The sequence below is a fragment of the Enterobacter sp. RHBSTW-00994 genome (assembly GCF_013782625.1).
In the GTDB taxonomy this organism is placed as follows: domain Bacteria; phylum Pseudomonadota; class Gammaproteobacteria; order Enterobacterales; family Enterobacteriaceae; genus Enterobacter.
In genome coordinates this window covers 3,712,999-3,724,321 of the sequence record NZ_CP056199.1, presented here as the reverse complement: position 1 = coordinate 3,724,321, position 11,323 = coordinate 3,712,999, and the positions used below count along the sequence as shown (strand labels likewise).

General features: G+C 51.0%; 11 protein-coding genes. 6 read left to right on the top strand and 5 right to left on the bottom strand.

From position 1 onward, the window contains the following. The first annotated feature begins 33 nt into the window (after positions 1 to 33). On the top strand, positions 34 to 705 hold the full coding sequence (gene queE, locus HV346_RS17800; protein ID WP_181620577.1) for a 7-carboxy-7-deazaguanine synthase QueE: 672 nt from the start codon (positions 34 to 36) through the stop codon (positions 703 to 705). 46 nt (positions 706 to 751) lie between these two features. Here queE and HV346_RS17795 read toward each other — a convergent pair whose 3' ends face one another. Together HV346_RS17795 and HV346_RS17790 are read right to left on the bottom strand one after the other, a co-directional pair. Further along, entirely contained in the window at positions 752 to 2,230 is a 1,479-nt protein-coding gene (locus tag HV346_RS17795; RefSeq protein WP_181620576.1) for an FGGY-family carbohydrate kinase, read from the bottom strand. 20 nt (positions 2,231 to 2,250) lie between these two features. Further along, a complete protein-coding gene (locus HV346_RS17790) occupies positions 2,251 to 3,555 on the bottom strand; it encodes an MFS transporter (protein ID WP_181620575.1) in 1,305 nt (434 codons plus the stop codon). 320 nt (positions 3,556 to 3,875) lie between these two features. On the opposite strand from HV346_RS17790, the gene HV346_RS17785 reads away from it, so the two are divergent. From HV346_RS17785 to HV346_RS17765, 5 genes are read left to right on the top strand one after another with little or no spacing between them, the layout of a single operon-like run. Further along, positions 3,876 to 4,661, top strand: a complete 786-nt coding sequence (locus tag HV346_RS17785) for an SDR family oxidoreductase (protein WP_181620574.1) — start codon at positions 3,876 to 3,878, stop codon at positions 4,659 to 4,661. Positions 4,662 to 4,715: 54 nt separating this feature from the next. Continuing rightward, positions 4,716 to 6,170 carry an FAD-binding oxidoreductase gene (locus HV346_RS17780; RefSeq protein WP_181620573.1) on the top strand — a complete coding sequence of 485 codons (1,455 nt, stop codon included), beginning with the start codon at positions 4,716 to 4,718 and terminating at the stop codon, positions 6,168 to 6,170. A gap of 57 nt (positions 6,171 to 6,227) precedes the next feature. Continuing rightward, positions 6,228 to 7,583 (top strand): MFS transporter, encoded by a 1,356-nt coding sequence (locus HV346_RS17775; RefSeq protein ID WP_181620572.1) that lies wholly within the window; start codon positions 6,228 to 6,230, stop codon positions 7,581 to 7,583. After that, positions 7,561 to 8,340, top strand: a complete 780-nt coding sequence (locus tag HV346_RS17770; protein ID WP_181620571.1) for an electron transfer flavoprotein subunit beta/FixA family protein — start codon at positions 7,561 to 7,563, stop codon at positions 8,338 to 8,340. Before HV346_RS17775 ends, HV346_RS17770 begins: the two co-directional genes overlap by 23 nt. Next, positions 8,340 to 9,179, top strand: a complete 840-nt coding sequence (locus tag HV346_RS17765; RefSeq protein ID WP_181620570.1) for an electron transfer flavoprotein subunit alpha/FixB family protein — start codon at positions 8,340 to 8,342, stop codon at positions 9,177 to 9,179. The genes HV346_RS17770 and HV346_RS17765 overlap by 1 nt, the downstream gene beginning before the upstream one ends. Here HV346_RS17765 and HV346_RS17760 read toward each other — a convergent pair. Genes HV346_RS17760 through HV346_RS17750 form a run of 3 tightly spaced genes read right to left on the bottom strand, consistent with a single transcriptional unit; the run spans position 9,172 to position 11,296 of the window. Beyond that, entirely contained in the window at positions 9,172 to 9,747 is a 576-nt protein-coding gene (locus tag HV346_RS17760; RefSeq protein ID WP_181620569.1) for a glycerol-3-phosphate responsive antiterminator, read from the bottom strand. The genes HV346_RS17765 and HV346_RS17760 overlap by 8 nt on opposite strands. Positions 9,748 to 9,767: 20 nt before the next feature. Continuing rightward, complete coding sequence (locus tag HV346_RS17755; protein ID WP_181620568.1) at positions 9,768 to 10,037, bottom strand: ferredoxin family protein; 270 nt, start codon at positions 10,035 to 10,037, stop codon at positions 9,768 to 9,770. Beyond that, a complete protein-coding gene (locus HV346_RS17750) occupies positions 10,028 to 11,296 on the bottom strand; it encodes an FAD-dependent oxidoreductase (RefSeq protein ID WP_181620567.1) in 1,269 nt (422 codons plus the stop codon). Before HV346_RS17750 ends, HV346_RS17755 begins: the two co-directional genes overlap by 10 nt. Positions 11,297 to 11,323 lie beyond the last annotated feature (27 nt).

Below are 11,323 nucleotides of genomic sequence, written 5' to 3'. Positions count from 1 at the left end.
TACTTATCGTTTATCCCCCTAACTGAGATGACTATGCAGTACCCGATTAACGAGATGTTCCAGACCCTGCAAGGCGAGGGTTACTTTACCGGCGTTCCCGCTATTTTTATTCGTTTACAGGGATGCCCGGTTGGCTGTGCCTGGTGTGATACCAAACATACGTGGGATAAACTCGCAGATCGGGAAGTGTCGCTGTTTAGCATTCTGGCAAAAACCAAAGAGAGTGATAAATGGGGCGCGGGAACCGCGGAAGATCTGTTGGCTATCATTGGTCGTCAGGGCTGGACGGCTCGCCATGTGGTGATTACCGGGGGTGAACCCTGCATCCATGATTTGACGCCGCTGACCGAACTGCTCGAAAAGAACGGGTATAGCTGCCAGATTGAAACCAGTGGTACGCACGAAGTACGCTGCTCCCATACAACCTGGGTGACCGTATCACCAAAAGTGAACATGCGTGGCGGATATGATGTGTTATCTCAGGCGCTGGAACGGGCTGATGAGATTAAGCATCCGGTTGGTCGTATGCGCGATATCGAAGCGCTGGATGAACTGCTGGCGACATTATCTGATGATAAACAGCGCATTATTGCCCTGCAGCCGATTAGCCAGAAAGACGATGCAACGCGTCTGTGCATTGAAACCTGTATTGCCCGCAACTGGCGCTTGTCGATGCAGACGCACAAATATCTGAATATTGCCTGATCCATTGAAAGGGCCGGAGCTTGTCTCCGGCCCTTTACCTTTCTACCTAAGCATTTGACCAGCTCTGAATTGCATCAATTTTATTCAAATCACCCTGAAATACTTCATAGGATTTCTTCAGAATCGGGTCCGTCTGTTTTGTCAGATCTCTGAAAATACCGCTGTTCATGGTTTCGTAGCGTTTGGCATGCGCTTCCACAGGGGCGAAGAGATCTTTCATCCTCACCATTTTCTCCACCGCTTCTTTGTAGGACGGATACAAACCCAGTCCGACAGCGGTATTGATTGCGGCTCCCAGGCTTGCACAACCATTAATCACATTTCGTCTTGCGGGTAAATTAAAGACATCAGCGAAGATCTGCATAAACAAATCGCTGTTTGATCCTCCGCCTGTGATGATGAGATGTTTTGCCTGGTGGTGCATTTCACTACACATGTTGTCGTAGTTGTTTTTTAACGTTAGCGCGATGCTTTCCAGAATGGAGCGATACATCCAGGCGTAGTTCATGCTGGAATTAAACCCAATCATAATTCCGCGTTTGTAGGGTTCCCACGGATTGGTTAGCCAGTCCAGAATAGTCATTAAACCCTCACAGCCTGGCGGGACGTCCGCGGCTTTGTGGTTTAATAAATCTTCAGGAGAAAGCCCCTGAGATTGAGCATCCTGAATTAAGGATTCACCGAGCATGTCTCGTAACCAGCTCACCGTCCACATGCCTTTTCGAATGCCGTATCCCTCATACAAAAGGGTTTCAGGAATGGAAGACATGATTGGCCAATACCAGGTTGGATCTTTAGGCAGTGTTTTTCCACTGGTCATCAATGCGATGTAGGTTCCAAGAGAAATAACCACGGTGTCATCATCAAGCAACCCTGCTCCCAGCGCTTCAACTGCTTTATCACTGGTGCTGCACACCACGGGAAGTCCTTCAGGGAAACCCGTCAGCCGGCATGCCTCTTTTGTGATGTAACCCAATACTGTGCCAGGCATCTGCACATCGAACAGCATGTCTCGCGGGATACCAAACTGGCTGAGAACCTTATCATCCTCAGTCCACGTCCAGGTTTTAAAATCCACCGGCCACTGGCCAAAGTAGTTGCCGATATTATCTTTTAACTCACCGGTGAGACGATGAGATAAATAGCCTGAGAACGAGGTGACGTAGGCTACATCAGGATTCGTGTGTTCATAGGGCCTGGTGACACGAGCATCCTGCCAGCTAATCAGGGGAGCCGCAGGCGTCCCGTCGGCCTTCAGTAATGCCCGACAGCAGCGGATTGAGCCAAGACCGATACCCACAATATCGCCCACGTTGCCGGTGAACTTGCGCATCAGGTCTTGCCCGGCTGCGCACAGGGACGTCCATAAATCATCGTCAGGATGTTCTGCCGTGTTGGCATCAGGCGTGTGCATTGGTTGCAGCAGGCCTTTTCCTTCACACACCACGTTCCCTTCGAGGTCGTACATCACGACTTTTGTGCTTTGACTTCCGCCATCAATACCAATGATATATTTCTTAGACATCATCATTCTCCATGTGTTGATCACGACCCGCTGCCCGAGACTTCCGTGGCGAGTGAGGTTTTATTTTTGGATTGTGTGTCGGTCTCACGAATTTTTCGGAACAATAAAAAGGTGAACACAACAACCATGCAAACGGCGGCAAGCCCCATCAGCCACATGTTGCGATAGGCTTCAGTTACCGGTAACGAGTCTTGCCAGTATCCGACAATGGGGTAGACGAATACGTCGGGAAGAAAACCAATGACTGAACAGATACCTACTGTTGTGCCCATGATGTAACCGGGTGTCCGGGCCTCGCCAGGGCAAGCAAAATAGAGACCGCGAGAGGCATAACAGGTAAACGCCAGGAGTAAAATCAGCCCAATACCGATAGCAACAGATTGCGGGTTATTATTGGTAGCAAGCAACGCCACTAACGCCATAATGCTGACAACAGAGAGGATTTGAATCACGCGTGTAGGCGATTTAATGCGGCTGTAGGTGGTAATAATGCCTCCTAAAGGGCCGCAGATGGCTCTGAAAATCTTATTAATCACAATCCCCATATAGCTGGCAGCAACCAGACTCATGCCGTACATCTCGGTCAGGTAGTTGGTTGAGTAACTCAAAATGGCGTAAATCGTATAAACGCCGAGGATGATCATACTGCAGTACCAGGTGGTGCTGATCCGCAGTACTGACAGAATATCACTGAGCTGGAAGGCCTTTTTCGCCGGTTCGCCGTCACTGGCCGTGGACTGGCCGTCGTTGACGAAAAACCAGCACAAGATCCCAAGCAGGATATAAACCGTACTGTAAATCAGAATCACGGTTTTCAGGCTACGTGGGTCCTCGGGTAAGAATTGAGAAAATGCCCACATGGTAAAGACCGCGAGAGACATAACGCCAACACCGCGCAGTCCCTCCATCCAGCCCATGATTTTCCCCTGTTCGCTGTGATCCCCTAAGAGTGAGGCGGCTTTAATGGAGACTGACCACAGCATTAAAATTGTGGTTATCGCAAAGCAAACCTGAATGAGCAGCATGACCCACAGTGGCGGATAGGTGGCCATCAGAAAACCGAGTAATCCGGTGATAATCATGGCGGATGTAATCATTTTCCGATGCGAAAATTTATCTGCAATGATACCACTCGGCGCATAAAGAATAATTGCAGTAATCCCGAAGGTACTCATAATTAACCCGATTTCGGTATTGCTAAATCCCATGAATTTAGCCATGGGGATTTGATAAATATAACGTAAATAGGCTAAATCGAAACTCACGCCACCACTAAAACTGATAATGGCAAGTGTTATCCAACGGCGATATGAGGTTTTTTGCATACCGTAATCTCATTTTAAATAGACAAAAAAAAGAGAAAAGCAAACCGCCTTTTTCAGGTGGATTACTTTTCTCATGGTCTCGAGTAATAACTCAATAAATACCATGAGGAAGAAAAATTGAGTGTGAGAGTAATCACGCTTCTAAATATTCTGCGCTAACGATATATGAAATAGAACTCTGTGAGTTTCATCACATTCGATAATGTGTGGTTATGATAGAAAATTAGGCCAGTTACCAGAGAACATGAGAAAGGTAACTTCCCTCTCGCGGGGGAAGTTACCTTTCTTTTTTTTTGCTTAAAGGATCATGGAGGCACATTATGTCAGTCGAATCACTGAATGCATTCTCAATGGATTTCTTCTCTCTGAAGGGTAAAACCGCAATTGTCACTGGGGGCAATAGTGGTCTTGGGCAGGCTTTTGCTTTGGCGCTGGCAAAAGCCGGGGCGAATATTTTCATTCCCAGCTTCATTAAAGATAATGGCGAAACCCGTGAGCTGATTGAGCAGCAGGGCGTTCAGGTTGAGTTTATGTATGCCGATATCACCGCTCAGGGCGTGCCGCGCGAGATAATCGAAGCCTGTTGTAAGCGTTTTGGCACAGTGGATATCCTGGTCAACAACGCCGGAATTTGTAAGCTGAACAAGGTGCTGGATTTTGGTCGCGATGACTGGGACCCGATGATTAGCGTTAACCTGACGGCGGCTTTTGAACTCAGCCATGAGGCTGCAAAAGTGATGATTCCGCAGAATACTGGAAAGATAATTAATATTTGTTCACTGTTTTCATATTTGGGTGGGCAATGGTCTCCGGCCTACTCCGCAACAAAGCATGCACTGGCTGGATTTACTAAAGCATATTGCGATGAACTGGGGCAATTCAATATTCAGGTTAATGGTATTGCACCTGGTTATTACGCGACAGATATCACTCTTGCAACGCGGAGTAATCCGGAAACGAACCAACGTGTTCTTGACCATATTCCAGCTAATCGTTGGGGGGATACCCAGGATTTAATGGGAGCCATGATATTCCTGGCAAGTCGTGCTTCTGATTATGTTAATGGTCATTTATTGGTTGTTGATGGTGGTTACCTGGTTCGATAACCCGTAATAAGGTGGTTTCTTTTTATATTGCTTAATTATCTGAAAGGAAAAAATATGTCATTGTCCCGCGAACGCATTGTTGAACAGATAAAAGAGATTGTTGGTCCTGAGCGCGTTATTACCGATGAGAATGTTCTAAAGAAAAATAGTGTTGACCGCTTCAGAAAATATGCTGATATCCATGGCGTGTTTACACTTCCACTGCCTGCTGCGGTGGTAAAACTGGGGTCCACTGAGCAGGTATCACGCATACTCGCCTTTATGAACCAGCATAAAATCAATGGTGTTCCTCGTACAGGCGCCTCTGCCACTGAAGGCGGGCTTGAAACTGTTGTCCGGGATTCACTGGTGTTGGATGGTTCAGGCATGAACCAGATTATCAATATTGATATCGAAAACATGCAGGCAACGGCGCAATGTGGTGTGCCACTGGAGGTGCTGGAAAACGCGCTGCGTGCGAAAGGCTATACAACCGGGCATTCGCCACAGTCGAAACCGCTGGCACAGATGGGCGGCCTGGTTGCAACCCGCAGTATCGGACAGTTTTCAACGCTGTATGGCGCAATCGAAGATATGGTGGTGGGGCTGGAGGCTGTCCTCGCAGATGGGACTGTCACCCGTATTAAAAATGTGCCGCGCCGTGCCGCCGGGCCTGATATCCGTCATATCATCATCGGCAACGAAGGTGCACTTTGCTATATCACTGAAGTCACGGTGAAAATTTTCAAATTCACGCCAGAGAATAACCTCTTCTATGGCTACATTCTTGATGACATGAAAACCGGCTTTGAAATCTTACGTGAAGTGATGGTTGAAGGTTATCGTCCTTCCATTGCACGTCTGTATGATGCCGAGGATGGTACACAGCACTTCACTCACTTCGCGGAGGGAAAATGTGTGCTGATTTTCATGGCCGAGGGCAACCCACGAATTGCGCGCGCGACCGGAGACGGTATTGCGGAGATTGTTGCGCGTTATCCGCAATGTCAGCGCGTGGACAGTAAACTCATCGAGAACTGGTTCAACCATCTGAACTGGGGGCCGGATAAAGTCGCCGCTGAACGCGTACAGATCCTGAAAACGCATAACATGGGCTTTACCACAGAAGTATCTGGTGACTGGAGCTGTATTAACCAGATCTATGAGAACGTTCTCCACCGTATTCGTACAGAGTTCCCACATGCGGATGATATCACCATGCTGGGCGGCCACTCTTCACACAGCTACATCAACGGAACCAACATGTACTTTGTGTATGACTACAACGTGGTGGGTTGTAAACCGGAAGAGGAGATCGATAAATATCATAACCCTCTGAATAAAATTATCTGCGAAGAGACCATCCGTCTTGGTGGATCTATGGTGCACCACCACGGTATCGGTAAACACCGTGTGCACTGGAGTAAGCTGGAACACGGGACGGCCTGGACGCTGCTGGAAGGATTAAAACGTCAGTTTGATCCTAACGGTATTATGAACGCTGGTACTATTTATCCGATTGAAAAATAACAGTTGTTACGGCTCTCTCCGTGAGGGGGCCGTTTTTTTATTTTACGGGGGAAAGCTATGAATGCGTCACCTGTTCGTATGGACGACTTGCCGCTTACCCGTTTTCACTGGCGCATTGCCGGTTTAACCTTTGGCGCTCATCTTACCGACGGATATGTGCTGGGGGTCATTGGGTACGCGATGATCCAGCTACAGCCTCAAATGCACCTTACTGTGGTGCAGGAAGGTTTAATTGGCAGTTCTGCCTTGTTCGGCCTGTTTTTGGGCAGTTTGATCCTGGGGTGGATCTCTGACCATACGGGACGCCAGCGAATATTCACTTTCAGTTTTCTTCTGATCACTTTCGCCTCATTTCTGCAGTTTTTTGTCACAACGGCGGAGCAGTTGATCTTTTTGCGTATCCTGATTGGGTTTGGCCTCGGGGGAGACTACGCGGTTGGACATACTTTGCTGGCGGAGTTTTCGCCACGGCGTTATCGCGGAATGTTGCTCGGCTCGTTCAGCGTGGTATGGACAATCGGTTATGTGCTGGCGAGTGTCATGGGGCACGCGTGGATCAACAGCGATCCGGATGCCTGGCGCTGGTTATTAGCTTCTGCGGCGTTTCCGGCCCTGCTGATTACCCTGCTGCGTATAGGCACACCCGAATCGCCCCGTTGGCTAATGCGTCAGGGGCGGATCAGCGAAGCGCATGCCGTGATTCACCGTTTTCTTGGTGCGCATGTTTTGCCCGGAGATGAAATTGCCACTGTCACTACCCGCCATATAGGGGCGCTGTTTTCTTCCCGCTACTGGCGGAGGACGGTATTCAATAGTGTCTTTTTTATCTGCCTCGTTGTGCCATGGTTTGTGATCTACACCTGGCTGCCGACTATTGCGCAAACTATCGGGCTGGAAGATGCCCTGACAACCAGCCTTATTCTTAACGTCTTGTTGATCGTCGGTGCACTGATTGGCCTTGTATTAACATGGTCACTCTCCCGGCGTCGCTTCCTGATAAGCAGCTTCCTGTTGCTGGCGCTCACATTGTCTGTACTGGCATTCACTTCAGCCAGCAACGGAACGGTAATACTGTTTTTGTTTGTGCTGTTCAGCACGGCAATTTCGGCGGCCAGCAACCTGGTGGGCATTCTTCCGGCAGAAAGTTTTCCGACTGATATCCGTTCGCTGGGGGTGGGGTTCGCAACGGCGATGAGCCGTCTTGGTGCGGCTATCAGCACTGCTTTGTTGCCGATTGTGTTGGTCTCCTGGGGAATGCGCGCCATGCTTTTGATTCTGGTGGCGGTATTGCTAATAGGCTTTCTGGTGTCGGTGCTTTGGGCGCCGGAAACGCGAAACCTGTCGCTGGTGGAGGCCGCAGACGGGGAGCTAAAACCACTGGAGAAGATCGATGAACATTCTGTTGGCGTTTAAGGCTGAACCGGATCTGTCGATGCTGGCGGAAACCGACTGGCAGGTTGCAGGAAAAGGAAACAAAGGCCCGGACGCGTCATTGATGCGCCGGGTGATCGGAAACGATGAATTGGGGGCGGCGGAAATCATGCTCAGGGCGCGCGATCGTCATCCAGGGGTGCATCTCAGCGCCATAACACTTGGTGATGAGCACGCGATGCCGATTTTACGTCACCTCAAGGCACTCGGTTTTGAGCGATGTGTTCGCCTGAACAGTGAGACCGACACCCGCTTTGCACCTGCGTTTGTGGCGGAACGCATCAGCCGGTATATCAGACAAAATGCGATCGATCTGGTTTTGCTCGGGACGCAGAGTTGTGAGGGGCAGAATGGTCAGACAGGCTGGATGGTCGCGGAAATGCTTAACTGGCCGTGTCTGACACAGGTAACAGAGGTTATGCCTGGCGCGTCAGGTTTTGACGTGCTGTGCGAAAGTCTCCGGCATCGCCAGCGTTGGCAACTGCAACATCCGGCGGTGCTGATGGTACAAAATCGTGGGCAAATGGCACTGCGAGTACCAGGCCTTCGGGCACGTATGTCTGCGTCGCATGCGGAGATTGAGTGCATTGAAGAGGGGGCGTCGGGTGTTCTTCCGTCGCATTGTTTGGCGCTTCAACGACAACCTATTCACCGTGCTGGCGTGATTATCCAGGGGGGCAGTGTGCAGGATAACGTTCAGCAACTCTGGCAAGATTATTTAGCGGAAAGGATGAAGTGATGAAGGTTGCCCTCGTGCTGTTACATCCCAAAGATATAGACCCGCTGTTCGCCTTTCTGGCAGACAGCGGGCTCGCATCGGCGTCGCTGAGTGGCTGGAATGTTGAAGGTGATTTTTTCCTTCCCGAACAACTCTTACCCGCACTGGAACACGCTTTTCACGCTTCTGAGACAGACATAATCCTCTTTCCGGGCGGCGCCATCGCAGATGAACTGGCCTCGCGTCTGGCCTGGCGTTTGCGTGGGAGTGCCGTCTGTCAGGTAACCGAATTCTGTCCTGAAGCAGGCACAGTAGTAAAAGCCGTTTATGGCGGAGCGCTGACGGCAACATTTGAGGTAAAAGCCTCACCACTTTGTTTGTCTCTTGCTGAAGGTGTATACCACAAAGGTGTATCGCCATTAACGTTGAGCAGGCAACAGACACTTGTTCCTGACCCGTTAAGAGAAGGGCTTCTCCCACCTCAGACGGAAAAAAATACCCATCATCCATTGGAAACCGCGCGGCGCGTCCTTGCCTGTGGACAAGGAACCGTAGGGGCTGAGACATCGCGCCTGGCAAAAAAAATCGGGGCTGAAGAGGGGTATTCCCGGCAACGAATCATGTCCGGTGGCTGTGATGGCCAGCGTATGCTGGGTATTTCCGGCCAGAAGATCGCACCGGCACTCTGCCTGGTGGCTGGAGCGTCGGGAGCATCCGCCTTTCTGGCGGGGATTGCCGGAAGTGATTTCATTGTCGCGATTAACCACGATCCTGCCGCGCCTGTTTTTGCCGCAGCAGATGTGGGGATTGTCGGAGATGTTACCGAGGTGCTTGAAGCGCTGGCAGAGAAGATCAGTTAAGCGATTTTGCCAGTTTCCATACATCAATGTTGGTTGTTGATAGTGCAGCAACACCCGCCGCCATCGCATTACGGGCATCTTCTTCATCGCAAACCAGGCCACCGGCAATCAGCGGCTGACGAACTTTCTCTGTGACCCAGCCCAACACTTTTGGCATACAGCCGGGCAGGATCTCAATGCAATCCGCACCCGATTGCGACACCTGTTTTTCAATAGTATGAAAAGAGATCGAATCGACAATAAACAGGCGATGGATGCAAAAATAGCCCTCGGCACGCGCGGCTTTCAGCATGGCGGGTTTGGTACTGATGATCCCATCGGCCTGAGTCACCAGCTTCAGAAACTGAATGACCACTTCCTTGTTAGAGGTTCCCTCCAGCAGGTCAACATGCACAAATGCGTATTTCCCTGCTTGTTTGATCTTTTGCACTATCCCGCTGATGGTACAAATATTTCCGTATAAGACGGAGACAAACTGGCACTCTGAAGCGATGGCAAGTTGCAGGCTGGCGTTATCTTTTACCGCGGCGATCACCGGGTTTTGTCTTAGCAGGTGAAGTAATGGCACACAAACATCCTTTCTTGAAGTTAACCGAAACGTAAAACAATGCCGAAACCTGAAGGTGGGTAGCGCCAGATTTTCAACGCAGTATCACCGAGGATCATCCGACAGCAGCCACACTCAAGACAGTGCTGATAATGAAATAGCATCTGGCCGTCATCCCTGCGCTGAAACAAACCGGCAGGGCAGATCTTCTCCAGTTGCTGTTGCTGCTGTTCGTTGATTTCCCGAAGTTCGATATGCGGACTTTGGGCGGGATGGTAGCAGTTGCGTGCCAGACTTTCGTTTACAGACATCGCAGACTCCGAAAAATATCTGCGCCAAGGCGACGCAGGCCAAACTGGCGCGCATGGTGAAATACAGTGCGCCAGAGTGGGGGATTCACACCGGCATCAACACGGCTAAGATCTGCCATGACCGCCTGGCAAAACGATGGCCATTGCTGATACCAGCCGTGGCGCTGAAGCAGGGAGGGGAGATGTTGGTAGCGTTTGAGTTGCTGCCACAAAATGCTCTGCTGTAGCTGTTCGTTATAAAGCGTGAGGAGTGGTTGGCCTGGCGCGCTCCGGGCGGCAATCAGCGCGCGAGCAGCAGCCTGACCACTCAGCATCGCCATGTCCATTCCGCGGATGGTGGCTCCGGTATTGATACAGGTACGAAGAGTATCGCCCACCAGAATCCATCCTTCACCCGCCCGGGTTCGCGGGATACTCCGAAATCCTCCTTCCGGAACCAGATGCGCACCATATTCAACGGTTTCCGCGCCCTGCAATAAAGGACGTACCGCGGGATGATGCTTGAAGCGCGACAGGAGGTTGGATGCAGCAACAGGTCCCTCGCGAACAGAGGTCAGTGGCGCAACGATGCCCAACGACAGCGACTGGCGGTTAGTATAAAGAAACCCGCCAGCAGGGTTGTCGCCACACAAATGGCCACTGAAAAGCCATGCCGAGCCTTCGTGCTCGTTCAGTCGAAAACGCGATTCAATCAACGCCGGATCAAGGGACAGCGTCTCTTTTATCCCCAGCCCCACCGTGTGCAACGGCGGCTTGGGGACGAGGCCACGTTGTTCCGCCAGCAGGCTGTTAGCGCCTTCAGCCAGTACCACTGTGTGAGAGCGCAGCAACTCACCTTCGCAGATCACACCTGCTACGCGCCCGCCTTCAGTGTGGAGCGTATCGACGGTCACGCCGAACAGGCATTCTGCTCCGGCAGCCTGCGCTTGCCCAGCGAACCAGGGATCAAACCGGGCGCGCAGAATGCTCCAGGAGGGGCTTGAAAATTGCTGGTGGCTAAGCGTTGTTGCGCCAGTATCGGTAAGAAGGGAGAAACTTTCGTGTATGACCTGGCGTTCAAGAGGTGCATGGTCGGTGAAATCGGGGATCAGTTCGCGGAGTGCGTAGCCGTAGAGTCGGCCCCCGGAAAGGTTTTTACTGCCGGCCTGCTCGCCACGCTCAATCAGTAAAACTGATAGCCCGGCTCGGGCGCAGAGGAGGGCACAGGTTGTGCCTGCGATCCCTGCTCCCACGATAATAATATCGAAATCATCCGCCATCCTGCGCTCCTTATTATCAGAACGCAC

What these genes read in the sequence shown, in the direction of transcription:
- HV346_RS17785 (WP_181620574.1), top strand. Translation starts at nt 3,876, where the DNA reads ATGTCAGTCGAATCACTGAATGCATTCTCAATGGATTTCTTCTCTCTG.
- HV346_RS17775 (WP_181620572.1), top strand. Translation starts at nt 6,228, where the DNA reads ATGAATGCGTCACCTGTTCGTATGGACGACTTGCCGCTTACCCGTTTT.
- HV346_RS17790 (WP_181620575.1), bottom strand. Translation starts at nt 3,555, where the DNA reads ATGCAAAAAACCTCATATCGCCGTTGGATAACACTTGCCATTATCAGT.
- HV346_RS17770 (WP_181620571.1), top strand. Translation starts at nt 7,561, where the DNA reads ATGAACATTCTGTTGGCGTTTAAGGCTGAACCGGATCTGTCGATGCTG.
- HV346_RS17765 (WP_181620570.1), top strand. Translation starts at nt 8,340, where the DNA reads ATGAAGGTTGCCCTCGTGCTGTTACATCCCAAAGATATAGACCCGCTG.
- queE (WP_181620577.1), top strand. Translation starts at nt 34, where the DNA reads ATGCAGTACCCGATTAACGAGATGTTCCAGACCCTGCAAGGCGAGGGT.
- HV346_RS17755 (WP_181620568.1), bottom strand. Translation starts at nt 10,037, where the DNA reads ATGTCTGTAAACGAAAGTCTGGCACGCAACTGCTACCATCCCGCCCAA.
- HV346_RS17795 (WP_181620576.1), bottom strand. Translation starts at nt 2,230, where the DNA reads ATGTCTAAGAAATATATCATTGGTATTGATGGCGGAAGTCAAAGCACA.
- HV346_RS17750 (WP_181620567.1), bottom strand. Translation starts at nt 11,296, where the DNA reads ATGGCGGATGATTTCGATATTATTATCGTGGGAGCAGGGATCGCAGGC.
- HV346_RS17780 (WP_181620573.1), top strand. Translation starts at nt 4,716, where the DNA reads ATGTCATTGTCCCGCGAACGCATTGTTGAACAGATAAAAGAGATTGTT.